Annotated in this window: 26 protein-coding genes and 1 tRNA gene; 17 read left to right on the forward strand and 10 right to left on the reverse strand. The window is 38.1% G+C overall.

Annotated elements, in window-relative coordinates; all coding sequences use genetic code 11:
- Positions 1 to 317: 317 nt before the first annotated feature.
- Entirely contained in the window at positions 318 to 2,111 is a 1,794-nt protein-coding gene (locus J8L85_RS05765; RefSeq protein ID WP_211015434.1) for a helix-turn-helix domain-containing protein, read from the reverse strand.
- Between the two features lie 276 nt (positions 2,112 to 2,387).
- On the opposite strand from J8L85_RS05765, the gene J8L85_RS05770 reads away from it, so the two are divergent.
- From J8L85_RS05770 to J8L85_RS05780, 3 genes are all read left to right on the forward strand, one after another.
- Positions 2,388 to 2,969 carry a DUF4202 domain-containing protein gene (locus tag J8L85_RS05770; RefSeq protein WP_211015436.1) on the forward strand — a complete coding sequence of 194 codons (582 nt, stop codon included), beginning with the start codon at positions 2,388 to 2,390 and terminating at the stop codon, positions 2,967 to 2,969.
- 87 nt (positions 2,970 to 3,056) lie between these two features.
- Positions 3,057 to 3,650: a bifunctional precorrin-2 dehydrogenase/sirohydrochlorin ferrochelatase gene (locus J8L85_RS05775; protein ID WP_211015438.1), complete on the forward strand. Its 594-nt coding sequence runs from the start codon at positions 3,057 to 3,059 to the stop codon at positions 3,648 to 3,650.
- Positions 3,640 to 4,011 (forward strand): hypothetical protein, encoded by a 372-nt coding sequence (locus J8L85_RS05780; protein WP_211015440.1) that lies wholly within the window; start codon positions 3,640 to 3,642, stop codon positions 4,009 to 4,011. The genes J8L85_RS05775 and J8L85_RS05780 overlap by 11 nt, the downstream gene beginning before the upstream one ends.
- A 63-nt stretch (positions 4,012 to 4,074) precedes the next feature.
- Here J8L85_RS05780 and J8L85_RS18050 read toward each other — a convergent pair whose 3' ends face one another.
- The 3 genes from J8L85_RS18050 to J8L85_RS05790 form a co-directional block, all read right to left on the reverse strand.
- Positions 4,075 to 4,197 (reverse strand): hypothetical protein, encoded by a 123-nt coding sequence (locus J8L85_RS18050; RefSeq protein WP_262493342.1) that lies wholly within the window; start codon positions 4,195 to 4,197, stop codon positions 4,075 to 4,077.
- A gap of 503 nt (positions 4,198 to 4,700) precedes the next feature.
- Entirely contained in the window at positions 4,701 to 4,964 is a 264-nt protein-coding gene (locus J8L85_RS05785) for a hypothetical protein (protein ID WP_211015442.1), read from the reverse strand.
- Between the two features lie 16 nt (positions 4,965 to 4,980).
- Positions 4,981 to 6,216 carry a glycosyltransferase N-terminal domain-containing protein gene (locus tag J8L85_RS05790; RefSeq protein ID WP_211015444.1) on the reverse strand — a complete coding sequence of 412 codons (1,236 nt, stop codon included), beginning with the start codon at positions 6,214 to 6,216 and terminating at the stop codon, positions 4,981 to 4,983.
- A 92-nt stretch (positions 6,217 to 6,308) separates the two neighbouring features.
- On the opposite strand from J8L85_RS05790, the gene J8L85_RS05795 reads away from it, so the two are divergent.
- The 4 genes from J8L85_RS05795 to J8L85_RS05810 all read left to right on the forward strand — a co-directional run bounded on the left by J8L85_RS05795 (position 6,309) and on the right by J8L85_RS05810 (position 10,283).
- A complete protein-coding gene (locus J8L85_RS05795; RefSeq protein WP_211015446.1) occupies positions 6,309 to 7,463 on the forward strand; it encodes a DegT/DnrJ/EryC1/StrS family aminotransferase in 1,155 nt (384 codons plus the stop codon).
- A gap of 39 nt (positions 7,464 to 7,502) precedes the next feature.
- A complete protein-coding gene (galE, locus tag J8L85_RS05800; protein ID WP_211015448.1) occupies positions 7,503 to 8,519 on the forward strand; it encodes a UDP-glucose 4-epimerase GalE in 1,017 nt (338 codons plus the stop codon).
- A 78-nt stretch (positions 8,520 to 8,597) separates the two neighbouring features.
- Positions 8,598 to 9,869, forward strand: a complete 1,272-nt coding sequence (locus J8L85_RS05805) for an amidohydrolase family protein (RefSeq protein WP_211015450.1) — start codon at positions 8,598 to 8,600, stop codon at positions 9,867 to 9,869.
- Positions 9,870 to 9,929: 60 nt separating this feature from the next.
- A complete protein-coding gene (locus J8L85_RS05810; protein ID WP_211015452.1) occupies positions 9,930 to 10,283 on the forward strand; it encodes a hypothetical protein in 354 nt (117 codons plus the stop codon).
- Positions 10,284 to 10,328: 45 nt separating this feature from the next.
- On the opposite strand, the gene J8L85_RS05815 is transcribed toward J8L85_RS05810, so the two are convergent.
- Positions 10,329 to 11,432: a heparan-alpha-glucosaminide N-acetyltransferase domain-containing protein gene (locus J8L85_RS05815; protein ID WP_211015454.1), complete on the reverse strand. Its 1,104-nt coding sequence runs from the start codon at positions 11,430 to 11,432 to the stop codon at positions 10,329 to 10,331.
- 26 nt (positions 11,433 to 11,458) lie between these two features.
- On the reverse strand, positions 11,459 to 11,974 hold the full coding sequence (locus J8L85_RS05820) for an alpha-ketoglutarate decarboxylase (RefSeq protein ID WP_211015456.1): 516 nt from the start codon (positions 11,972 to 11,974) through the stop codon (positions 11,459 to 11,461).
- Between the two features lie 118 nt (positions 11,975 to 12,092).
- On the opposite strand from J8L85_RS05820, the gene J8L85_RS05825 reads away from it, so the two are divergent.
- Together J8L85_RS05825 and odhB are read left to right on the forward strand one after the other, a co-directional pair.
- Complete coding sequence (locus J8L85_RS05825) at positions 12,093 to 14,897, forward strand: 2-oxoglutarate dehydrogenase E1 component (protein WP_211015458.1); 2,805 nt, start codon at positions 12,093 to 12,095, stop codon at positions 14,895 to 14,897.
- A gap of 20 nt (positions 14,898 to 14,917) precedes the next feature.
- Positions 14,918 to 16,159, forward strand: coding sequence for a 2-oxoglutarate dehydrogenase complex dihydrolipoyllysine-residue succinyltransferase (gene odhB, locus J8L85_RS05830; protein WP_211015460.1), 1,242 nt, complete (start codon positions 14,918 to 14,920; stop codon positions 16,157 to 16,159).
- Between the two features lie 73 nt (positions 16,160 to 16,232).
- On the opposite strand, the gene J8L85_RS05835 is transcribed toward odhB, so the two are convergent.
- The gene (locus tag J8L85_RS05835; protein ID WP_211015462.1) at positions 16,233 to 16,676 is read right to left on the reverse strand and encodes a retropepsin-like aspartic protease; all 444 of its coding nucleotides are present in this window, start codon (positions 16,674 to 16,676) and stop codon (positions 16,233 to 16,235) included.
- Between the two features lie 94 nt (positions 16,677 to 16,770).
- Here J8L85_RS05835 and J8L85_RS05840 point away from each other — a divergent pair, with 94 nt between their 5' ends.
- The 8 genes from J8L85_RS05840 to J8L85_RS05875 all read left to right on the forward strand — a co-directional run bounded on the left by J8L85_RS05840 (position 16,771) and on the right by J8L85_RS05875 (position 21,922).
- Positions 16,771 to 17,538, forward strand: coding sequence for a TatD family hydrolase (locus tag J8L85_RS05840; RefSeq protein ID WP_211015464.1), 768 nt, complete (start codon positions 16,771 to 16,773; stop codon positions 17,536 to 17,538).
- A 23-nt stretch (positions 17,539 to 17,561) separates the two neighbouring features.
- Positions 17,562 to 18,590 (forward strand): asparaginase, encoded by a 1,029-nt coding sequence (locus tag J8L85_RS05845; RefSeq protein ID WP_211016315.1) that lies wholly within the window; start codon positions 17,562 to 17,564, stop codon positions 18,588 to 18,590.
- Positions 18,591 to 18,659: 69 nt separating this feature from the next.
- Positions 18,660 to 18,747 (forward strand) — tRNA-Ser (locus J8L85_RS05850).
- 77 nt (positions 18,748 to 18,824) lie between these two features.
- Complete coding sequence (locus J8L85_RS05855) at positions 18,825 to 19,574, forward strand: MotA/TolQ/ExbB proton channel family protein (RefSeq protein ID WP_211015467.1); 750 nt, start codon at positions 18,825 to 18,827, stop codon at positions 19,572 to 19,574.
- A gap of 24 nt (positions 19,575 to 19,598) precedes the next feature.
- Positions 19,599 to 20,030 carry a hypothetical protein gene (locus J8L85_RS05860; protein ID WP_211015469.1) on the forward strand — a complete coding sequence of 144 codons (432 nt, stop codon included), beginning with the start codon at positions 19,599 to 19,601 and terminating at the stop codon, positions 20,028 to 20,030.
- Between the two features lie 14 nt (positions 20,031 to 20,044).
- Entirely contained in the window at positions 20,045 to 20,650 is a 606-nt protein-coding gene (locus J8L85_RS05865) for a biopolymer transporter ExbD (RefSeq protein ID WP_211015472.1), read from the forward strand.
- Positions 20,651 to 20,673: 23 nt separating this feature from the next.
- A complete protein-coding gene (locus tag J8L85_RS05870; RefSeq protein ID WP_211015473.1) occupies positions 20,674 to 21,156 on the forward strand; it encodes a biopolymer transporter ExbD in 483 nt (160 codons plus the stop codon).
- Positions 21,157 to 21,232: 76 nt separating this feature from the next.
- The gene (locus J8L85_RS05875) at positions 21,233 to 21,922 is read left to right on the forward strand and encodes a porin family protein (RefSeq protein ID WP_211015475.1); all 690 of its coding nucleotides are present in this window, start codon (positions 21,233 to 21,235) and stop codon (positions 21,920 to 21,922) included.
- Here J8L85_RS05875 and J8L85_RS05880 read toward each other — a convergent pair.
- The 3 genes from J8L85_RS05880 to asnS are packed head-to-tail and all read right to left on the reverse strand — an operon-like array spanning position 21,917 to position 25,451.
- Complete coding sequence (locus tag J8L85_RS05880; RefSeq protein ID WP_211015478.1) at positions 21,917 to 22,522, reverse strand: hypothetical protein; 606 nt, start codon at positions 22,520 to 22,522, stop codon at positions 21,917 to 21,919. The two genes, J8L85_RS05875 and J8L85_RS05880, sit on opposite strands and share 6 nt — an antisense overlap.
- On the reverse strand, positions 22,522 to 23,979 hold the full coding sequence (gene rpoN / locus J8L85_RS05885; RefSeq protein ID WP_211015480.1) for an RNA polymerase factor sigma-54: 1,458 nt from the start codon (positions 23,977 to 23,979) through the stop codon (positions 22,522 to 22,524). Before rpoN ends, J8L85_RS05880 begins: the two co-directional genes overlap by 1 nt.
- A 38-nt stretch (positions 23,980 to 24,017) precedes the next feature.
- Complete coding sequence (asnS, locus tag J8L85_RS05890) at positions 24,018 to 25,451, reverse strand: asparagine--tRNA ligase (protein ID WP_211015482.1); 1,434 nt, start codon at positions 25,449 to 25,451, stop codon at positions 24,018 to 24,020.
- Positions 25,452 to 25,524 lie beyond the last annotated feature (73 nt).

Consider the following 25,524-nt stretch of genomic DNA (forward strand, 5'->3'; position numbering starts at 1 on the left):
TTATGTTGCTCTAGAGAAGTTTAGAATAGATACAAGAATGATTACAATCGTTGTTTTGTACTCTGATTATAAGTAAAGGAGAAAGTTCAATATTTTTTGATTGTACAGTTCATGTAAAATTCATGAATTTTAAGGGTTTTTCGTTTGTAATTGGATGTAATCGCTTGATTATAAGTGTATATTGTAATGGTGATATAGAGGGTAACTATATTGAAAGTTTAGAGTTAGTTTTATTTTAATTTTCAGAGAAGGTAATATTTTAAAAGGTATTGCCTTTTTCTATGAATATAAAAGTATGGAATTCCGCTTGTGGAGGGTTAAGATTCTTCGTTCAATTGTTTTATGAAGAAAGAGGGTAAAATACCTTGCCTTTTTTTGAAGGCGGCATTAAAAGTATTTAGATTGTTGTATCCTACAGATGAGGCAATATAGCTGAGTTTGCTGTTTCTGAATTCTTCGTCCTGAACTAGTTTGGTCAACAAGAAGTTAATGCGTAGTTCGTTTATGTAATTGTTGAAATTAGAACCTTTTTCAACATTTATTACCTGTGATAAATATTTCGGGTTGGTTTTAAGTTTCTCGGCTAATTGGTGCAAATTACAATCGGAATCTATAAAGAAATTTTCGTTTTCAAGTTTTTCGAGCCTATTTAAAATAATCGTTTTTACATTGTCATCAATAGTCGGATTGGTTTTTTCCTTGGTACTTTTAGATTTTGTTTTAAGCGGGAGTTTTTTGTCTTCGGTTTTTAGTTGGGTTTCCAGGTTTTCAATGGTCCTTCGATATAAGACCTTGTTTTTTTCCTTGATCTTTACATAAGATAGAACAAAGAAGAAACCAATAACAAGAATAGATCCAAGAATAGCGATGATGGTAGTCAACTTAGATCGCTGTGCTAAATTTTCCAATTCTAGAGCCTGCTGTTTTTGGGTGGCCTCCTTTATTTTTCGTCTTGTTTCCAAGATAATAATTTGTTGTTCTTTTTCATTATTGAAAAGAGAATCTCGTATGGCTTCATGTAGGGCCTTATATTCGTTAACTTTAGAGGGCTGATTCGTTTTTTCGTACAAATCTATTAGTATTTGGCTATTCGTCTTTATAACATCGAATGCGTTAATATTTTCAGCTGCCTCAATGCTTTTTTCGTATGTACTTATTGCATTTAATGTGTCTTTTGTTTTTAGGTAAAGTTCAGATTGTAGGGTAAGCGCCCTGGGAATTCTGAACCTATAGTTGTTTTCGTTGTTTAAAGTCAGAGCTTGGGTTAAATAGTTTTGGGCTTTTTCGAATTCTCCAATGGCCATATGAAGATCGGCCATGTTCATATAAACGATACTTTGAATATAACTACCTGGAGAATATAGCTCTTTTTCTATTTTAAGGTAGAATGCATATGCCTTTAAGGAGGTTTTGGTATCCCCTAATTTTGCTGTCATGCGGGCTATTTCGTCCACTTTTTGAAAAATATAGTGCACATTTTTTTGGTCGATGATGAAATCAAGCTCCAATAGGCAATGTTCAAGTGCCTTTTTATAGTTTTTTGTTCGCAAATAGTAATGGGAAAGAGCGGCATGCGATTTCATGAGTATATACTCATTTTGGATATTTTCCCCTATGTCCAAAAGTTTAAGGCCGGTTTCCAAAGCCTTGTCGTATTCCCCTTTTTCTGTATGTATATCAGATTTTAAGGTTTGAACATCCGCGTAGTTTTTAGGAAATCTTTTGTAGTTTATTCTTTTTTCCAAACTTTTTATCACCGTCATGGCCCTGTTGAAATCACCTTGTATAAATTGTAGGTAGGCATGGTTGTAGGTGGCGCTGTATATACCTTTTAAGTAGTTTATATCGTTAGAGAGATCAAAAGCCTTTTTATTGTAATTTTCTGCTACCTTGATACTTTTGTATTTATTAAGGTGGCATAGCTCTAATAGAACATCCACCTTTTCCGTGCCATAGGTATTTTCGTTTCTCTTTAGTAAAATGTCCTGTTTTGGGTATTCATCCGCAGACTTGATGTCTGTAACTAATTTCTCTATTCTATTAAAATAATCGTTTATACTGTCTCCTTTTTTTTCTTGAGAAAAAGCGGTAGAATAAAATAAGGTTGACAAGGGGAAGAATAATATTAAGAATCTTTTTTTCAAACCGTTATGCTCAATTTTAATAGGTACCTAAATTAGGGAATATACTTGGTATAGTTATGATGAACAAAGGGTTGTGTCTTAAAATTTACGATCAAAATGATTTAAAGTTTTTAAAATCAGGTAATTGAAGTAAATGACGTTTTTTATTTTCACAAAAAACATTTTAGTTTCTTTTTATGAACGTACATCTAGTATTGCACTTTAGCTTTGTTGTATATTAGTTTTAAATTTTACTGACCTTAGATGAACAGATTAGAGAAGGCATTTGAGCTTTTTGACGAAGAGAACTCAATGGATCCCAATAAAGAGGACTTTAATGGTAAGATGTACCCGAAGGAGTTGTTATATTCGATGAGAATGACCGATAAATTGAATGAATATGCCCCTGACGCCAGTGACTCTCTTAAATTAGCGGCTCGGTGCCAACATATTTGTAGGTGGAAAATTCCAAGGGAATCTTACGATATGGATCGCACAGGCTATTTAAGATGGAGGAACGAGCTTAAAAAGTTTCATGCGGAAGAGGCATCAAAAATTCTCGAAAAAGTGGGGTACAGTGATGAAACGATTTCACAAGTAAGGTTTCTTTTGCAAAAAAAGCAGTTAAAAAAGAGCGGGGATACCCAACTATTGGAAGATGTAATTTGTTTGGTTTTTTTGGAGCATTATTTTGAACCTTTTGCACTGCGACATTCAGAGGAGAAGGTTATTGGGATACTTCAAAAAACTTGGGGAAAAATGTCTGAAAAAGGTCAAAAGGCAGCTCTTGGACTTACACTGTCCAAAAAATCGCTCTCTATTTTAAATAAAGCGTTGGAAGCATAGCCGATTATAGAAATTGTATTGTTGATGGCATAAAATTTAAAGTAATACCATCGATGATTCTGTATTAATTATAAAGAAAGTTTTTAGATGAAGCAAAACGAACTGTATCCCGTTTTTTTAAAGGTGTCCGAATTAAATATTTTAATTGTAGGAGGTGGAAACGTGGCATTGGAAAAACTTACTTTCTTATTAAAATCTAGTCCAAGTGCAAAAGTAGAAATGGTCTCCCCTACGTTTCGTGAAGAGATTGTTGAAATGGCCAAGCAGTATAATATAGAAATGCACAAGGCCCTGTATAATACCGATTTTTTATCAGGAAAACATATGGTGGTGGCAACTACCGATAATGTTACGGTAAACGAACAGGTATATAGTGATTGTAAAAAGCGACACATATTGGTGAACGTTGCGGACAATCCGCCATTTTGTGATTTTTACATGGGCGGAATCGTAACAAAGGGCAATGTAAAAGTGGCTATATCAACTAATGGGAAATCGCCAACTACGGCCAAGAGATTGCGCCAGTTCTTTGAAGATGTAATACCTGATAATATTGATGACTTGGTGCAAAACCTTAATGAATATAGAAAAACCATTAAAGGTGATTTTGAAGAAAAAGTTCAAACTTTGAACGAGTTTACTAAAGGACTGGTAAATAGCAAACAGACAGATGAAAATTAGAATTAGGGGAAACTCCATCCGTTATAGGTTGACGAAGACAGAGGTTAATACATTATCCGATATTGGGTATTATGAGAACAGTACTGATTTTGGCGACCAAAAATTTATTTATGCCGTAAAGGCTATCGATGATGTTGAAGTGCTCAATGTCGATTTTAAGGATAATGCCATCACTCTATATATGAACAGGGCCAAAAGCTTAACATGGCCGAAAAGTAGAAAGGTTGGGTTTAGTAATGTTGTTAAGACAAAAAACGGAAACGAACTTTCTTTGCTGTTAGAAAAAGACTTTGTGTGTATGGACGAAACTGTGGAAGACCAGTCGGATAACTACCCAAATCCGAAATCATTGAAAAAATAGGTAAAAATAAAAGCCCCTTTATAAGGGGCTTTTCAAAGTAAATTTTAATCGATAATCTAAAGTTTAAATTAATCCCAATAGGGACAATAAAGATCCTGTTGCAACTACCGCCAAGAAGGCGTTCATTGCGATGATTAATACTGATAGATAAGAATCTACCCCCGTTTTAAATGATAAATTGTTCATAACATTACCTACTTTAAAGTTATACACAATAAATTACGGAATCTTAAAGCAGGAACAATATTAATTGTTGTATACTCTTACAATATGAGCGCGAATGACGTTGTTTTTGTGGTGTAAAATTTTGAAAATGTGCATTTTAACGGTAAAAAATAGCAAATGGTCGGATAAATATGAAAAAGAAAGGGCCTACATTTTCGTAAACCCTTGTGATAACTATCAACTTGTTTATTTGAATATTCCCAGCCAATCAAGAATGAGGGCTATAGGAATGGCAATTAGAATACCTATCAAACAGATAATCATTAATCTTAAAAAGCCATTAAGGATTTTGGTCCCTAACGTAAGTTCTTGTTCCATAATCATATAGTGTTGTTTACTACAATATATGTATTATAAAATAAAGTGATTGAAAAACAAGTGTTTGGATCGATTAAAAGCTTGAAAAATCTATTAAAGCTATATATGAACTTATAGGGAGGTTAAAGGGGGTAAATAGAAAAAAATTATTCTGTGGTTCGCTCTTCCGAACCAAGCATTTCTTCCGAATCCAAATACCCGGCCATTTTGGGTTTTAGAGTGTCGATCGCATTGCCTTTTGGAGCTTTTTGGGGCTTGTTGGGTTTTAATAATGTATCGTTTCTTTCTTGGTAATCTTTTTTTGGGGTTTCCGAAGGGTGCAATTCTTTGTGTTTTTCATGAGAGCCCCAACAAGAAGAAAACAAAAGAACTAATGTTAAAGTGAGTGTAAATATAAGAGAACGTTTCATTTATAATGCCTTTGGATTATAATAATGTACGTATATCCTCTATGATTTGGATGCTGGCACCTTTGTTGTCAACAATATATTTTGTGTTGATTTTTCCTATTTTTTCGCGCATAGTATCCTCGGCAATCAGTTTGTCCGTAATTTTGAAAAACTCGTTTTTATTGGAGATGGATAGTAGTCCGCCCAATTGAACCAAGTCTTCCGCTTCTAGAAAACCTTTGTATCTAGGGCCTATGATTACGGGAATACCAAATACTGCCGGTTCTAAGGTGTTGTGCAATCCGGTAGCGAATCCTCCTCCTACATATGCAATGTCTCCATAACTATAAATTTTGGTCAAAAGACCAATGGTGTCGACTATAATGACCTGGGTCTCAGCTGGTATATTTTTTGGTAGTTCAGAATATAGAAGGGTGTTTTTGTTGATCGATGCCTTTAGGGATGTTATGTGGTCGTACTTTATGTTATGTGGCGCAATTACATATTTTACGTTTGATGTTGATTCGTTTATGTAGTCTACAAGAATATTTTCATCTTCGGGCCAAGTGCTACCTGCTATAAAGCAAAGGGCGTCTTGGCAGAACTGATTCATAAAGGGCAAGGAATTATCCTGCTCCAGTATTTCTGAAACCCTGTCTAAGCGGGTGTCCCCGGCAATTTTTACGTTATCGATATGAATAGAGTTTAAAAGCCTTTTAGAATTGTAGTCCTGTACGTATAAAAATGAAAAGTTTGAAAGGGCCTTGCGCATAAAGCCTCCGTAACTCTTGAAGAATATTTTATCTTTTTTAAATCGGGCAGAGATCAATATGGCCGGAATTTTCCTTTTCCCAATTTCGGACAAGTAATTTGGCCAAATTTCATACTTTATAAAAATCACCAATTTAGGTTGAACCGTGTTAAGAAAACGAATGGCCTTTTTCTTGACATCAAAAGGTAAATAGGTGATTATGTCGGCCGGCGAAGAATTTTTTTTCACTTCATATCCAGAAGGGGAAAAGAATGTTACCAAGGTTTTATGGTCCGGATATTCCTTTTTTAGTTTTTCCAGCACCGGTAGTCCTTGTTCATATTCCCCTAAAGAGGCGGCGTGGATCCAGATAATCTTATCGTTTGGGGAAATGTGTTCGTTTAATATGTCAAAAGTATTTTTTCGTCCCTTTACAAAGAGTGATATTTTGGGGTTTATTAAGCCTATCAGTTTTAAAAACTGCCAAACTATGGAAACGATTATATTGTAGATACTTCGCAATTTGTTTTATTTGGGACTAAATTACATTTCTTTCACTAAAATCATTGTGGTGCGTTTCGTATTTTTGCACTACTTCAAATAATCCAAAAAAGATGAAAAAAATTCAAATGGTAGACCTTGGAGGTCAATACCAGGATATTAAAGAGCAAGTAAATGCTTCGATCTCTCAAATAATGGAAACGTCTGCTTTCGTCAACGGGCCTGAAGTACATGCCTTTCAAAAAGAATTGGAGGATTATTTGGGGGTAAAACATGTAATACCTTGTGCCAATGGTACAGATGCACTTCAAATTGCCATGATGGGGTTGGGATTAAAACCAGGCGATGAGGTTATAACGGCCGATTTTACTTTCGCCGCTACCGTTGAGGTTATAGCCCTGTTGCAGCTGACACCAGTTTTGGTCGATGTGGATATGGATACCTTTAATATAAATGTAGATGCGGTCAAAAAGGCCATAACACCTAGAACAAAGGCGATAGTGCCGGTTCATTTGTTCGGCCAGTGTGCAAATATGGATGCTATTTTGAAGTTGGCAGAGGAGCATAATTTGTTTGTAATAGAGGATAATGCCCAAGCTATTGGGGCCAAATATTTGTCTAGAACGGGGGAAAAGTACATGGCCGGATCAATGGGCCATGTAGGGGCAACTTCTTTTTTTCCTTCCAAAAATTTAGGCTGCTATGGTGACGGTGGTGCTATTTTTACGAACGATGATGCCTTAGCGCATACCATTAGAGGTATTGTAAATCATGGTATGTACGAGCGTTACCATCACGATGTGGTAGGGGTGAATTCTAGGTTAGATTCTATCCAAGCCGCAGTTTTAAGGGCAAAGCTTCCAAGATTGGACGCTTATTGCGAAGCAAGAAGAACCGCGGCCCGCAAATATTCCGAGGCATTAAAGGGGCAAAAGCATATTATCGTTCCGGTTACCGTGAACGATTGTGAAGATATATGTGACACTTGCGATTGTCATGTTTTTCATCAGTATACATTGCGTATTACCAATGGTAAACGAGATGGCCTTGTGAAATACCTGAACGAAAATGATATTCCTTGTGGTGTGTACTATCCTATTCCGCTACACCGTCAAAAGGCATATTTGGACGATGGGTACAACGAAGCGGATTTTCCGGTTACCAACCAATTGGTGCAGGAAGTGATTTCCCTTCCTATGCATACCGAGTTAGATGATGAGCAAATTGCCTTTATTACGGATAAGGTTATCGAGTTTGTTAACTCTTAACTTTATATAGTACTACTTTTAGATACCAATTAAATTATTATGAAGATATTAGTTACAGGTGGATTGGGCTTTATCGGTTCACATACCGTTGTTGAACTTCAGAACAAAGGTTTTGAAGTCATTATTATTGATGATTGCTCAAATTCCAATGAAAATGTGCTGGACGGTATTGAGCGCATAACTGGCAAAAGACCACTTTTTGTAAAGTTGGATCTAAAAGAAAGGGATAAAGTTGAGGAGTTTTTTAAAGACTATTCAGACGTAGAGGGTGTTATTCACTTTGCAGCATCAAAGGCTGTAGGTGAAAGCGTAGAAAAACCATTGTTATATTATGAAAATAATATAGGTACATTGGTGTATATACTAAAGGAATTAAGCCGTAAGAACAAAGCTAGTTTTATTTTTAGTTCTTCTTGCACTGTTTACGGTCAGGCCGATAAAATGCCGATTACAGAAAATGCTCCTGTAAAAGAAGCGGAGTCCCCTTACGGCAATACCAAGCAAATGGGAGAGGAGATTATAAGGGATACTTGTAAGGTCACTCCTAATTTGAATGCCATTGCACTTAGATATTTTAATCCTATGGGGGCGCATCCAAGCGCTGAAATTGGTGAGCTGCCAATTGGGGTACCCCAAAATTTGGTTCCGTTTATTACTCAAACTGGGGTTGGCTTAAGAGAAGAATTGTCAGTGTTTGGCGATGACTATCCAACACCTGACGGTACCTGTATTAGAGATTATATATATGTAGTTGATCTGGCCAAGGCACATGTGGTGGCGCTGGAACGTTTGTTGGAAGGCAGGAACAAAGAAAATTACGAAGTGTTCAACGTAGGTACGGGTAAAGGAAGTTCTGTGTTGGAGGTAATCAAGAGTTTTGAGAAGGTTTCCGGAAAAAAATTAAACTATAAAATAGTAGACAGAAGGCCCGGGGATATTACCGAGGCTTATGCCGATACGACCAAGGCGAATGAAGTATTGGGGTGGAAAGCTGAATATACTTTAGATGAGGCCATGAAGTCTGCATGGGTATGGGAGCAAAAGATCAGAAGCTGATATTGTATACATAACACATTGAAAATAAAGGGAAATATGGTTATATTTCCCTTTATTTAATTTAGCGCAGCACATCTTATGAAAAATCTCTTATTGTTTTTATTCCTTTTGGCCGTCGGCATTGTTAGTGCACAGGATACCTATATTCAGTGTGGTAAGGTTTTGGACGTGGAATCTGGAAAAATGTTATCCGAAAAGACCATTGTTGTTTCGGGTGGTAAGATTAAAAGTATCGTCAACGGTTATGTTTCGGGAACGGAAGGCGACAAGGTTATCGATCTAAGGTCAAAAACCATATTGCCCGGTTTTATAGATATGCATGTTCATATAGAGAGTGAATCTAGTCCATCTAGATATTTAGAAAGGTTTACCATGAATGAGGCGGATGTTGCATTGCAGTCTACCATATATGCAAAAAGAACTTTAATGGCCGGTTTTACTACCGTTAGGGACTTAGGTGGTTCTGGAGTGAATATTTCTTTAAGAAACGCCATTAATAAAGGTACGGTGGTAGGCCCAAGAATTTTTACGGCCGGCAAGTCATTGGCCTCTACTGGTGGCCATGCAGATCCTACCAACGGTACAAGAAAAGACCTAATGGGTGATCCAGGACCTAAAGAGGGGGTCGTAAACTCGCCGGAAGATGGTAGAAAAGCTGTGCGCCAAAGATATAAAGAGGGGGCCGATGTAATTAAGATCACCGCTACCGGTGGTGTTTTAAGTGTGGCGAAAAGTGGACAGAATCCACAATTTACAATAGAAGAGATCAAGGCGATTACAGAAACCGCCGATGATTATGGAATGCTTACCGCCGCACATGCCCATGGGGATGAAGGTATGAGAAGGGCTATTCTAGGAGGTATTAAAACCATTGAGCACGGCACATTGATGTCAGAAGAAACAATGGATTTAATGATAGAGCATAACACCTATATGGTGCCTACTATTTCTGCAGGACAAGAAGCGGCCAGGTTGGCCAAAATACCAAATTATTTGCCAGCTGTTGTAGCAAAGAAGGCGTTAGAAATTGGGCCTAAATTGAATGCTACGTTTGCCAAAGCATACAAGAAAGGGGTTAATATTGCTTTTGGAACGGATTCCGGAGTATCGCCACATGGCGATAATGGCAAAGAATTCGTGTATATGCACAAAGCGGGAATGCCCGTTATAGATGCTATACGGTCTGCTACGATAACCAATGCAAAATTATTGGGGCTGGATAAATTGGGGCAATTGAAAGAAGGGTATGTAGCCGACATAGTTGCTGTGAACGATAACCCCTTAAAAAAGGTGGAAGCACTTACCGATGTGGTGTTTGTAATGAAAGAGGGCGTTGTTTATAAACAATAATTTCTCGCGGTAGGCAACAGTTGTAAAGGGTGTGAAGTTATAGAAAATACAATAGGTATTATGGGGTCGGATATTGTTGATACTAACGGATTGTTGCTCGTTGCGAAAGAAAAGTTACTTACCGATAAGTTGGTGGCCCAAGTGGCAAAAGATTTTAGTCTCGCCAATATTTCATTGCAACTGCCCATAACATTTGAGGCAAATACTTTTATTTCCGTTATTCGTGACCGGGTGTATCGTTTAATTACCGAACATTTTTCAGAATATCTGAATCTATTGTATATAATTGATGTGCCGGAAAGGGAACTCGAGAATATGCAGGTTACCGATGCTGCTGAAATAGCGGACCAAGTAACTTTTTTGATTCTAAAAAGAGAGTTTCAAAAGGTGATGTATAAAACCTTGTATGGATAGGTGTTCTTTTTAGGTTTAGTGTTATTATAAAATTGAAGGTTTTGGTCAAACCTTGATGTAAATACCTTTTTTGTCCATAATGTATCCTACAAACCAGCATGTTAACATAATCCAAAGCGCAAACAAGAAGGATCCGTTATAGTCGCCCGCGAACGCTATGAATATATTGTCGGCGATCCAAGTATAGGCGTTGGTCCCCTTTACGGATATTTCGGCCAAAGAAATGATGAACAATTCCGATAGTAAATAGATGAAAAGGGTGTTTTTTCCAAAAACTTCAAAAAAATAGGTCCATTTAACAGCTTTGGACATGTCCAATAAATACACCAAAATGGCTATGACGAACAGGTCTATTCCAGAGGTCAATAGTACGAATGAGCTGGTCCAAAGCTTTTTGTTAATAGGTAATAATAGATCCCATGCCAATCCGGCAAAGACCAAAAGGCAGCCGACTATCATCAGTTTGGCAATGGTCTCATAGTTTTGGCCGTTTTTCTGAATGAATTTTCCTGTAAAATATCCGGCAATCACATTTACAATGGCCGGTAGGGTGCTTAGCAGGCCTTCGGGGTCAAAGGCCACCCCGCCGTTGCCGTGGTACATATGGTCTGCCCCAATAAGTAATTTGTCCAATTTTAGAACCGCATTGCCGGTCAGTGTTAAGTCGCCGAATACCAATAGTATTATGTGGTAACCTATCAGGGCTATAGCGCTGAATATAAGAACACTTTTAGTTTTAAAATAGTGGATTAATAAAGAGGCGAAAAGATAGCACAGGGCTATACGCTGGAGTACTCCGAATATGCGGGTTTCAGCAATTGGTTTTAGGTGTCCGTTCTCAAAAAAAGGAAACCAATACATTAAAAAGCCCAAAAGAAAAATAATGACGAACCTTTTTAGTACTTTTTTTAAAAATGCCCCGTCGCCCATAGTCTCGTATTTTTTTATACTAAAGCTCATAGCGTTGCCGACGACAAATAAAAAAGTTGGAAAAACCAGATCGGTCAGTGTAAAGTCGTTCCATACGGCGTGTTTTAGAGGTCCGTAACTCAAGTCGCCGTTGCCTGGGGAGTTTACAATGATCATAAGGGCAACATCCATGCCCCTGAATACATCAAGAGAGAGGTACCTGTTTTTTAATTTTTTCATAAAGGGTTGGTTTGGTTGTGGTCAATTTAAAAATAAACGCGGACAAATGGCATCAGTGCGTCTGCGTATATACTTTTATTGTTGTCGAAAAGTAGGTCGTAACGTACTCCAAAGGTAACATTGTAGGTGCTATAACCCAATCCTACGAACAATGCGGGAGACCAATAATTATCTTTCCAGTAAGTTGTAGGTGTATCTATTGTTCTGTTGATTCTGAGTTGTTCGAACTCTGCAGAAATTTGTAACTGGGGTATAGGGTTGAACAGGGATAGGATGCTGCCCCCGTAGGCTACTAATTTTTGGTCGTCATATTTGGCGTAATTAAAACTTAAACTGGTTCCTGTGGCAAATTGTTCGTTGAACTGATAAAGAGCGCTTGGGGAAATAGAGGCATTAAAGCCTCCATTGCTAAAACCAAGCCCAAGGTTTCCGCCGTAACGAACATTGCTCCAAAAATTTTCATTTGCAGCGCTGTTCTGCGAAAAAATAGAAGTGGAAAGTAAAGCCAAAAAGGATAGAAGAATAGTTTTTTTTAATAGCATTTAGTCAAATTTGTTTTAAACGTTATTTTTTTTCAATAATACGGGTGAACTTTCCGTTAGATATTGTAAATGTTGTATTTTTGTTCAAATTTCTTCTTAAAGATACAGAAAGTTATCCATGGATAAATATTCCTTTTTGAACGCTGTTCATACCTCTTATTTTTCCGAGTTATATGACAGATATTTGTTAAACCCAGACAGTATAGAGCCAAGTTGGAGAGCCTTTTTTCAAGGATTCGATTTTGGTGTAGAGAGCTCATTGGATGGGCTCGACATTGATTCTGGTAACCCTACTGCCGTTACGGTCAACGGAAATACGGTAATGATGCCCGAATCTTTGCAGAAAGAGTTTCAGGTTATAAGGCTTATAGATGGTTACAGAAGTAGGGGACACCTTTTTACAAAAACCAATCCGGTAAGGGACAGAAGAAAGTACGAGCCTAGTTTGTCTCTTGAGAATTTTGGTTTGAGTTCTTCTGATTTGGATACCGTTTTTAGTGCCGGCGACATACTGGGCATAGGTCCTCGTACCTTAAAAGAGATTATCAAGTACCTGACCGATGTTTATTGTGATGCTATCGGGGTCGAGTACATGTATATTAGAAAACCGGAAAGAATTAAGTGGATCCAAGAATGGATCGGTGTTAATAACAACAAGCCTAATTTTACGCCAGAAAGAAAGAAGCACATCCTTAAAAAATTGAACCAAGCGGTTTCGTTCGAGGCTTTTTTGCATACTAAATATGTTGGGCAAAAACGATTCTCTTTGGAAGGTAACGAATCTTTGATACCGGCATTGGACGTTATCGTAGAACGTGCGGCCGAAATGGGAGTGGAGCAATTTGTTATGGGTATGGCCCATAGAGGTAGGTTGAATGTGCTTACCAATATATTCGGCAAGTCTGCAAAAGATATCTTTAGTGAATTTGATGGTAAGGATTATGAGCAGGAAATATTCGATGGTGATGTAAAATACCACTTGGGTTGGACATCCGATAGAATGTCCGATAATGGAAATAAAATTCGAATGAACATAGCCCCTAATCCATCTCACCTAGAAACCGTTGGTGCAGTGGTAGAGGGTATAGCTAGGGCAAAACAAGATGCACAATATGAGGATGATTTCTCTAAGGTGCTACCCATCGTAGTTCATGGCGATGCGGCTATCGCGGGTCAGGGATTGGTCTATGAGGTTATTCAAATGGCCGCTTTAGATGGTTATAAGACCGGGGGTACCATACATATTGTAGTGAACAACCAAATAGGGTTCACGACCAACTACTTGGATGCAAGGTCGTCTACCTACTGTACAGATGTGAGCAAGGTTACCTTGAGCCCTGTGTTGCATGTAAATGCCGATGATGCCGAGGCTGTGGTACACGCTTCCTTGTTCGCATTGGAATATAGAATGCGATTTGATAGGGATGTATTCATCGATTTGTTGGGGTATAGAAAATATGGGCATAACGAGGGTGATGAACCGCGTTTTACCCAGCCAAAACTATACAAGGCCATATCAAAGCATAAAAATGCAAGGGATATATATGCGGAAAGGTTGATCCAAGAAGGTATTATCAACGAAGGTTATGTTGCCCAGTTAGAAAAGGAATATAAAGATTCGTTGGAAGAGAAGTTGGAAGACTCTAGAAAAGAGGACAAGACGGTGATTACCCCATTTATGGCAGATGAATGGAAAGGTTTTGACAATGTTCGCGAATGGGAAATGATGGAGCCGGTAGATACAACCTATGATAGGGAGAAACTGACCGAAATTGCGAAAGTCATTACCGAGTTACCAGCAGGGAAAAAATTCTTGAGAAAGATAGAGAAGTTGATAAAAGACCGTAAAAAGATGTTCTTTGAGACCAATTCTTTGGATTGGGCCATGGGCGAATTATTGGCTTATGGAACTTTGCTTCAAGAAGGGTACGGTGTTCGTATGTCGGGTCAAGATGTGGAGCGTGGTACTTTTTCTCACAGGCATGCGGTAATGAAAGTAGAGGAGAGTGAAGAGGAAGTATTGTTACTTAATAATATTTCTGAAGACCAAGGTAAGTTTCAGATATACAATTCTCTTTTGTCTGAATATGGTGTGGTAGGTTTTGATTATGGTTATGCCATGGCAAGCCCTAATACATTGACTATTTGGGAGGCACAGTTTGGGGATTTCAGTAATGGGGCCCAGATTATGATCGACCAATATATTTCGTCTGCCGAAGATAAATGGAAACTGCAGAATGGTTTGGTAATGTTATTGCCCCATGGTTATGAAGGCCAGGGTGCAGAGCACTCTTCCGCTAGAATGGAGCGTTACCTTCAACTTTGTGCAAGAGATAATATGTACATTGCCGATGTGACCACACCTGCACAAATGTTTCATATACTTAGGCGTCAAATGAAGGTGAGCTTTAGAAAACCGCTCATAATATTTACGCCCAAGAGTTTGTTAAGGCATCCAAGGGCCGTATCCAGTATAGATGATTTGGTTTCCGGTAGTTTTAAAGAAGTGATAGACGACGAAACGGCCAAGGTGAGCAAGGTTAAAAGTTTAGTATTCTGTACCGGTAAATTTTATTACGATTTGTTGGCGGCGAAAGAGGAATTGAAGCGTGATGATGTTGCCCTGGTAAGGGTAGAGCAACTTTTTCCTTTGCCAGATCAGCAAATGAAAGACATTATTGCTAAATACAGTAATGCGGATGATATTGTTTGGGCACAAGAGGAGCCCAGAAATATGGGGGCTTGGAGTCATTTATTGATGCATTTTAGCGAAGTGGATAAATTTAGGGTGGCCTCGAGAAGATATTATGCCGCACCTGCAGCAGGTAGTTCGGTCAGGTCCAAAGCAAGGCACCAGCAGGTTATCGATTATGTCTTCGATAAGACAAAGGACAACATGACAAGACCAAAAAATAAGAAGTAAAATATCAAATTATAGAAAGAATGATTCTAGAAATGAAAGTTCCCTCTCCTGGGGAGTCTATAACAGAAGTCGAAATTGCCGAGTGGTTGGTTGAAGATGGGGATTACGTAGAAAAAGATCAGGCCATTGCAGAAGTTGATTCTGACAAGGCAACGTTGGAATTGCCTGCGGAGGCCAGCGGAACAATAACCCTAAAGGCAGAGGTAGGCGATGCTGTTGAGGTAGGTGCCGTGGTGTGTCTGATAGATACTGGTGCCGCAAAACCAGAAGGGGCTTCTTCAGATGCGGATAAAGCTTCTGCCGATAGTGCTAAAAAGGAAGAGGTAAAAGAAGAAGTAAAAGCTGAAAAAGAGCCTCAGGCTTCTCAAACAAAAGAAACATATGCAACAGGTGCCGCGTCACCTGCCGCAAAAAAAATATTGGCAGAAAAAGGTATCGACGCTTCCAGTATATCAGGTACGGGAAGGGATGGTAGAATTACCAAGTCAGATGCTATGAACGCTAAACCTTCTATGGGGTCTCCGGTGACCGGAGGTAATAGAGGTGAGAAGAGGTCTAAGCTTTCTATGTTAAGAAGAAAGGTTGCCGAACGTTTGGTTTCCGCAAAAAATGAAACGGCCATGTTGACCACTTTTAATGAAGTGGATATGAGTGCTATATTCGAATTAAGAAATCAATATAAAGAAGATTTTAAATTGAGACACGGGGTTAGCCTTGGTTTTATGTCCTTCTTTACCCGTGCGGTTGTACGTGCTCTGGAAATGTATCCGGCAGTAAACTCAATGATAGACGGTAAAGAAATGATTTCATATGATTTCTGTGATATTAGTATTGCCGTTTCCGGACCTAAAGGTCTGATGGTGCCCGTAATTAGAAATGCCGAAAACTTAAGTTTCAGGGGCATCGAGGCAGAGGTGAAAAGATTGGCGATAAGAGCACGCGAAGGGGAGATTACAGTAGATGAGATGACCGGAGGAACGTTTACCATTACCAATGGTGGTGTGTTCGGATCTATGTTGTCCACACCTATTATAAATCCACCACAAAGTGCCATACTGGGTATGCATAATATTGTAGAAAGACCGGTAGCCAGAGATGGGGCCATTGCAATAGCGCCTATTATGTATGTTGCCTTGTCTTATGACCATAGAATAATTGATGGTAAAGAATCTGTTGGATTTTTGGTAGCCGTAAAAGAGGCTCTCGAAAATCCTGTTGAGCTATTAATGGACAACGACGTAAAAAGAGCGTTGGAGATGTAGCAAATAGGTTATTATAGCATATAAGAATAAAGAAGCGCCGGATTTTTCCGGTGCTTCTTTATTTTAGATAGGATTATTTCGCCTTTAGATATAGTTTTTTCTTGTTGTAATCTATGATGGCCTTGGCTTTTTTAAGGATGTCGGCGCCTATAATACCGTCTACCGGATGTGCGTTGTGTGCTGTAAGGGCCGTATTTACGTGAATTAGGTCAAAGAGTACGATTTTAAGTTTTTTGTTCGTCCATTTTCCTATCTCAATGTGGTTTTTGCTAGAGGTAGAAGTTTCCATGTCTGTGGCACCTGCTCCCGCCGCCTTAATATCAGAGGTTTTAGAGGTTAATTTAAATTGGTCTATTTTGTCTAGCCCTATACATGTGTTCGAGGCTCCAGTATCCAAAATGAACCTGCCCTGTATTCCGTTAATTTTGGCCGTAAGCTCAAAGTGATTGGTAGATGTATATACCAGATCAACGCTGTAATAATTTTTGTTTTTTAAAAACTTCTTGAGTGATGACATATATCAATGTTAATCGATAATCCCATTTTTGTAGGATTAAATTTGAATTAGAGACTATGGTAATAAAAATCAAAGATAAGCCTATTTTTGTCCTATGAACATTACAGATACCCATACACATTTATATAGTGAGGCTTTTGATGAGGACAGAAGTCAGGTTGTAGAAAGGGCGATTGCCCAAGGTGTAAAAAGATTCTTTATTCCGGCGATAGATTCAACCTATACGGACGGTATGCTGAAGTTGGAAAGTGCATATCCGGAAAATGTTTTTTTGATGACCGGCTTGCATCCGACACATGTAAAGGCCGATTATGAACAAGAATTAGAGCATGTAAGGGATTTATTGGCCCAACGTAAATTTTATGCGATAGGGGAAATTGGAATAGATCTATATTGGGACAAGACCTTTTTGATTCAACAACAAGAAGCTTTTAAAAAGCAGATCCATTTGGCAAAGGAGCATCAACTACCTATAGTTATACACTGTAGAGACGCCTTTGATGAGGTTTTTGAAATTTTAGAAGAAGAGAAAGGGGAAGATTTGAGAGGTATTTTTCATTGTTTCACCGGTACTTTTGAACAAGCGAAAAAAGCGATTTCATATAATATGAAACTGGGTATCGGCGGAGTGGTTACTTTTAAGAACGGAAAAATAGACACCTTTTTAAATCAGATATCCCTAGATCATATTGTTCTTGAGACAGATTCGCCTTATCTGGCTCCCGTTCCTTACCGGGGCAAGCGCAACGAAAGCTCATACATTGTAAATGTTTTGAATAAGGTAGCTGCGATTTATGAAAAAGAAGCGGATGAAGTGGCTCAAATTACTACTAGAAATTCGGAAGAGGTTTTTGGTGTATAGGTGTATAATAGTTTGGTAAAATAATAACTGTGGAAAGAAGAATACTATTAGTGTATACTGGGGGTACCATTGGTATGGTAAAGGATTATGGGTCCGGGGCCCTTAAAGCTTTTGATTTTAAAAAACTCTTAAAGCATATTCCAGAATTAAATCAATTGGATTGTTCTATTGATACCGTCTCTTTTGATGAGCCTATAGATTCTTCCGATATGACACCGGCCCAATGGGTGAAAATAGCTACTATTATAGAAGGCAATTATGATGCTTATGACGGTTTTGTGGTATTGCATGGTAGTGATACAATGAGTTACACGGCCTCTGCGCTAAGTTTTTTGCTTGAAAATTTAGGTAAACCCGTTATTTTGACCGGTTCGCAGTTGCCTATCGGTGATTTGCGTACAGATGCCAAAGAAAATCTGATAACATCGATCCAAATTGCCGCACTTCATAAAAAAGGAGTTCCAGTTATTAGGGAGGTAGGGCTGTATTTCGAGTATAAATTGTATCGAGGTAACAGAACCACCAAGATAAATGCCGAGAACTTTCAGGCATTTGCTTCACTGAATTACCCTTTTTTGATCGAATCTGGGGTGCATCTTAATGTGTACGAAGAATATTTGCTTCCTTATAAAAAGAATAAAAAATTAATTGTCCATAAAAAAATGGACGAGAATGTGGCCGTTTTAAAACTTTTTCCGGGAATAACCCAGTCTTTATTGGAAAGTGTGTTGCATAGTAAAGGCTTAAAAGCTTTGATTCTTGAAACATATGGTTCTGGGAACGCCTCTACGGAAACATGGTTTTTAAAAAGTCTTAAAAAAATTATAAATCAGGGTTTACATGTAATTAATGTAACTCAGTGTTCTGGAGGTAGTGTGATGATGGGGCAGTACGAAACAAGCTCCGCATTAAAGAAGATGCAAGTCATTAACGGTAAGGATATTACCACTGAGGCCGCCATTTCAAAAGCAATGTACATGTTGGGGAGCGGAGTGTCACAGAAACACTTTAAAACGGTTTTTGAAACTTCTTTGCGTGGGGAAATGCGCTAAAATTAACCAGTATAATTTTATTGTGTAATATTTTTTTTGTTATTTGGTCCACCCTAAAAAGGTTCAACTAGAGAGGTGGCCGAGTGGTCGAAGGCGCACGCCTGGAAAGTGTGTATACACCAAAAGTGTATCGAGGGTTCGAATCCCTTCCTCTCTGCAAGTAAGTTTTACTTTTTTTATATTGTTTTTTTTTTATCTTTAACCCTATTAACTAACTAATTTAAGTTTGAAAAAATGAAAAAATTATTTCCAAGCCTAGCAGTTGCTGGGGCATTTGTAGCAGGTACAAATATGGTAAGTGCGAAAGTAGCAGCAGTAGCTTTGCTAGTGCAAGATGCGGCTCCTGAGGCGGAGAAAGGTTTTACACAAGTATTAAAAGAGATGTTTATTACAGGTGGTGCCGGATTTATGGGTATCGTTCTTTTGTGTTTAATTCTTGGTCTTGCCGTAGCTATTGAAAGAATCATATTCCTTAATATGGCTAGCACTAACAGTGCAAAATTAAAACAAAAAGTAGAAGATGCATTGGCTTCCGGTGGTGTTGAGGCTGCAAAAGAGGTGTGTAGAAACACTAAAGGTCCTGTTGCTTCTATCTACTATCAAGGTTTGGATAGAGCAGGGGAGAGCATAGAGTCTGCTGAAAAAGCGGTTGTTGCATATGGTGGCGTTCAAATGGGTCAGTTAGAGAAAAACGTTTCTTGGTTGTCTTTGTTTATCGCTATTGCACCAATGCTTGGTTTCATGGGTACGGTAATTGGTATGATTCAGGCCTTCCAGAAGATTGCGGCCGTTGGTAACTTGAGTGCTTCTCTTATTGCAGGCGATATTCAGGTAGCGTTATTGACTACGGTATTCGGTCTTATTACAGCGATTATCCTTCAAATTTTCTATAACTATATTATTGCTAAGATAGATAGTATCGTAAACGATATGGAAGATTCTTCGATTACTTTGATCGATATGTTGGTAGACCACAAAAAATAAGTATCACCTAAATACCTAAAAATTATGCAAAAAATTATAAAAATAGCATTAATTGCTATAGGTGTGCTAAGTGCTATACTATGGTATATGCTACCAAGTTCCGATATGCCAGTTGACGAGGCTGCACAAAGTGGGGCGATGAATACCATGTTTATGATAACTTATTTACTATTGGGAATAGCAGTAGTGGCAAGTTTGATTTTTACATTAAAGAATTTATTTTCTAACCCACAAGGACTTAAAAAGACCTTGTTCGTTGTTGGTGGATTTTTGTTGGTGGTAGTTATTTCTTACGTCCTTGCTAGTGGAACTGATGTAGATCCAGAGTACTTGGCAATGTCGGATGAAAGTACTGTGAAGAAAATCGGGATGGGATTAAACGTATTTTTTATCCTTACGATTATAGCTGTGGCCTCCTTGGTTATACCAGCGATTAAAAATATGTTTAGTAAATAAAAAAATAAGTAATTATGGCTAGAAGAGCAGGAGCACCAGAAGTAAGTGCTGGTTCCATGGCGGATATAGCTTTCCTACTGCTTATCTTTTTCTTGGTAACTACTACCATTGAGACAGATGCAGGTTTGGATCGTATGCTACCGCCAATTGAGCCGCCCGATACAGATGTTATTATTAAACAGAAAAACATCTTTCAGGTAAATATTAACAAGAACGGTCAGTTGTTGGCCGATGATGAGTTAATCGATCTTAAAGATTTGAGGTCAAAGGCAATGGCCTTTTTAGATAACGGTGGAGACGGTACATGTTCTTACTGTCAAGGGGTAAAGAATCCTGAATCATCGGATAATCCTACAAAGGCGATTATATCGTTGAAGAACGATAGGGAGACTAAGTATAGTACGTACATAACGGTTCAAAATGAATTGGTTGGTGCATACAATGATCTTAGGAATAGAGAGGCCCAGAGGTTGTTCGGTAGAAAATTCGTGGACATGGAAGCGGAATATCTTAACCCTGAAACGCCTGATGATGTTAAGGAGCAATTAAAGGAAAAGGTGAAGAAGATTCAAGAGTTGTTCCCTCAAAAACTGTCAGAAGCAGAAACCTCTTCCAATTAATAATAAAACATAAATAAAACACTATGTCAAAATTTGCAAAGAAAAAAGATGGAGAGGTGCCAGCGGTGTCAACTGCCTCACTTCCTGACATTGTATTTATGCTTTTGTTTTTCTTTATGACGGTTACGGTTATGAAGGATAGTTCCTTAAAAGTAGAGAACGTACTTCCAAACGCCAGTGAAATCAAAAAGCTGGAAAAAAAGGATAGGGTTATCTATATTTATGTCGGTAAACCTACCAAAGAATATCAAAAGGTTTTCGGTACGGAGCCTAAGATTCAATTAAACGATAAGTTTGCCAACCCTTCAGAGGTTGGGGATTATGTGTTAATGGAAAGGGCTAAGAAACCTCAAGAGCTTCAAAACGTTCTTACCACAGCTTTAAAAGTGGATAAGAATGCGAAGATGGGGTTGATTTCCGATATTAAGGAAGAACTTAGAAAAGTAAATGCATTAAAGGTTAATTATACAACTTACGAAGGAGACGCTTTTAGAAACCTTCAGTAGTTAAAATTTTTTCAAACTTTTTAAGACGCTTCAAATTTATTTGAAGCGTTTTTTATTTCATTAACTTTACCTGAATATGAAGGGTGTTTTTTTTATTTTGGTTCTTTTGTTTTCTTTTTGTGCGCAGGCACAATTAGAAACTTCGGCAGATAGCTTGGCTAACGATAAATATTTTGAGGATCAATTCTATATTGGTGTTTCGTATAATTTTGTCAGACATAAACCCGATGATTTTAAACAGAGAAATTTGTCGTATGGCTTACAGGCGGGACTTATTAAAGATATTCCCTTAAACAAGAACAGTACAAGGGCCATAGGTATTGGTATGGGTTTGGCATTGAATACCTATTACTCCAATTTAAAGGTTGTAGAGGCTTCAGACGGATTTTCTTATAGTATTGATAGTGGTAGTTCGGATTTTAAGAGAAGTAAGCTAGAAACACATTTAGTTGAGTTTCCATTAGAGTTTAGATGGCGAAATTCTACGCGTCAAGATTATAAGTTCTGGAGGGTGTATGCAGGTGTAAAGGCGGCTTATGTAATCGGGGCAAGATCAAAGTTGGTTACTACGGAGTATAGGGATGGTTTTTTTAATACCGATGTGGCTAAATTTCAATATGGTTTAACATTAAATTTCGGTTACAATACTTTTAACGTGCATGCATATTATGCTCTTAGCGATTTATTTGATAATGCTGCTCAAATAGATGGTAATCCGATTGGTTTTAGACCTTTGCGCATAGGAATAATATTCTATATTCTATAACCAAAATCTCACGGTTAAAAGTTGGGATAGCAAACCTATCAACAGGCCTATGATCACTTCGGGTCTTGTGTGTGCCTTTAAATATAGTCTCGACGATGCTACCAAGCCCATTATTAAGGCAAAAAGACTAATTCCTATCAGTAAGTTTATTTCAAAGTGAACGCTCAAGTTTATTAGGTACATAAACAGGCTGCTTACCCCAATTAAATGTAAGCTTGTTTTAAAATTGAAAAAAAGCAAAATTAGACCGGCAAAGGCAGCACCGGTGAGTCCCACAAAGAAGAAATAAAGTTCTGCAATGTAATTGTTTGGAATTACCTTTAAGAGAACGAGCAATAATAGGGTTATGTATGTGTATATAGGATATTTTCTTTCTCGTATGGATGAAAAAAATATTGATTTTACTACTCCTAGATTTCTTAGTATCAGATAAGATACAATGGGTATGATTATCGTTAGAATGAAGATGGGCAATATATTGCCACTTTGAGCCTCTAATGGAGTATACTTCGGTGTACATAGGAAGTAGGCTACTGTTCCGTATACTGGAATTAAAATAGGGTGGAAGATATACGAGATGACATTGAAAAAAAGCTTCATTAAATCTGTTTTCTCAATCTTGCGACCGGTATACCTAACTGTTCTCTGTATTTGGCAACCGTACGGCGTGCGATCGGATAGCCCTTTTCTTTTAAAATAGCGGCTAATTTATCGTCTGTCAAAGGTTTTCGTTTTTCTTCTTCGGCGATAACGGTTTCCAGTATTTTCTTTATCTCTTTGGTGGAAACATCTTCTCCCTGTTCATTTTTCATGGATTCAGAGAAGTAATCCTTGATCAACTTCGTGCCATAGGGTGTATCTACATATTTGCTGTTGGCTACCCTGGATACGGTAGAGACATCCATATTTATTTGATCTGCGATATCTTTTAGGATCATGGGCCTGAGATTGCGTTCATCGCCGGTTAAAAAATATTCCTTTTGATATTGCATTATGGCGTTCATGGTAATATAAAGCGTTTGTTGTCTTTGTCTAATGGCATCTATGAACCATTTGGCTGCATCCAACTTTTGCTTTATAAAAAGAACAGTGTCTTTCTGTGATTTTGATTTATCTTTCGATTCTTTGTAGCCTTTGAGCATATTGCTATACTCTTTTGATACATGAAGCTCTGGTGCATTTCTTCCGTTAAGGCTAAGTTCTAGTTCCCCTTCTACGATTCTAATGGAGAAGTCGGGCACTACATGTTCTATAATTCTATTGTTGCCCGAGTAAGAGCCTCCTGGTTTTGGGTTTAATTTTTCTATTTCTGAAATAGCTTCCTTTAACTCCTCTTCGGTAACATTGTGTTTTTGGATGAGTTTTTTATAGTGCTTTTTAGTAAACTGATCAAAAGATTTTTTTAAAATGGAAATGGCCAGCTCTATAATTGGTGTTAGCTCTTTTCTTTCCAATTGAATTATTAAGCATTCCTCTAGGGATCTAGCCGCTACCCCGGGCGGGTCAAGACTTTGTACAATAGAAAGTACTCTTTTAATGGTCTCTTCGTCCGTGTACACGTTTTGCGTAAAAGCAAGATCGTCCAGTATATCGGTAATAGGCCTTCTTATATATCCGCTTTCGTCAACACTTCCCACAAGAAATTCCGCTATGGCCCACTCGTCATCGTTAAGGTAAACCGTATTTAATTGATTTAGTAAATACTGGTTAAATGTGGTGCCAGCTGCGTACGGAACACTTTTTTCATCATCGTCAGAACTGTAATTGTTCGCTTGTGTTCTGTAATCGGGTACTTCATCGTCACTTAGATAATCGTCAATGTTTATGTCTTCAGCAGCTATAGTTTCACTATCCGACTCGTTATCGTAAAGATCCTCGAACTCGTCGTTCGTGTTATCCAAATCCTCTTTGCCGCTTTCTAGGGCAGGGTTTTCCTCCAATTCTTGTTTTAAACGTTGTTCAAAAGCTTGTGTAGGCAATTGAATCAACTTCATCAACTGAATTTGTTGTGGAGAGAGTTTTTGAGATAATTTAAACTGTAGGTGCTGTTTTAACATTCTTTTCTTTTGCTATTTATAAAAATAACGAAATACGATTAAAACTCAGCATTTTGTGGTGTTCTAGGGAAAGGTATAACATCCCTGATATTTCCCATACCCGTTGCAAATAGCACTAAACGTTCGAAACCGAGTCCGAAACCACTATGTACGGCCGTACCGAATTTTCTTAGGTCTAGGTACCACCATAGCTCCTCTTCCGGTATTTGTAAAGCAGCCATTTTTTCCTTTAGTACATCTAAGCGCTCTTCTCTTTGTGAACCGCCAACAATTTCTCCAATTCCTGGGAATAATATATCCATGGCCCTGACCGTTTTGCCGTCTTCGTTCAGCCTCATGTAAAAGGCCTTTATTTTGGCGGGGTAATCAAATAGGATAACCGGACATTTAAAATGTTTCTCCACTAAATAACGTTCGTGCTCGCTTTGTAGGTCAGCACCCCATTCATTGATCGGGTATTGGAATTTTTTCTTTTTGTTAGGCTTACTGTTTCTTAATATCTCTATTGCCTCGGTATAGGTAACACGTTTAAAGTTATTCTCGGTTATGAACTTCAACTTTTCTATCAAAGGCATTTCGCTTCGCTCTGCTTGCGGCTTTGTTTTTTCTTCGTCAAGCAAGCGCTTTTCTAAGAATACAAGGTCTTCTTTGCAGTTTTCCAATACATAGCTTAATACATTTTTTATAAAGTCTTCGGCCAAGTCCATATTGGCATCCAGGTCGTAAAAGGCCATTTCTGGCTCTATCATCCAAAATTCGGCCAAGTGCCTCGATGTGTTGGAGTTTTCCGCTCTAAAAGTAGGGCCAAAAGTATATACTTTACCAAGGGCCATAGCGTAAGCTTCGGCCTCTAATTGTCCAGAAACCGTAAGATTGGTCTCTTTTCCGAAAAAATCTTCTTTATGGTCCACTTCTCCATCCTCTGTCAATGGAGGGTTCTTGGCGTCCAAGGTAGTTACCCTGAACATTTCTCCGGCTCCCTCTGCATCTGAACCGGTTATAATGGGTGAATGAAAATAGTAGAATCCGTTATTTCTAAAATATTCGTGTATGGCAAACGCCAAGGCGGCACGTACGCGCATAACAGCGGAGAAAGTATTGGTTCTTACCCTTAAATGAGCTTTTTCCCGTAAAAATTCCAAAGAGTGTTTCTTCGGTTGTATAGGGTAGGTCTCAGGGTCGGCACCACCATGAACGAATATATCGTTCACCTGTATTTCTACATTTTGTCCTTTACCTTGACTTTCTACTAAAGTTCCGGAAATTTTTAATGCCGCTCCGGTATTTATTTGTTTTAAAATGTTTTCTTCAAATTTCTCAAAGTCTACTACACATTGAATGTTGCTTAAGCAAGATCCATCGTTTAGTGCAATAAAACGGTTACTTCTAAAGGTTCTTACCCATCCGTTTACCGTTACTTCCTGAAGTAATTTTTTTCCTGTAAGTAGTTCTTTTATGCTTACTGAGCGCATTTTAAATCTATTGAAAATTAGAAAGCCAAAGATAGCTTTTTGGTCAAAAAGAATGAATGAATACCTCGCTTAA

The organism is Maribacter sp. MMG018, assembly GCF_018100785.1.
In the GTDB taxonomy this organism is placed as follows: Bacteria; Bacteroidota; Bacteroidia; order Flavobacteriales; family Flavobacteriaceae; genus Maribacter.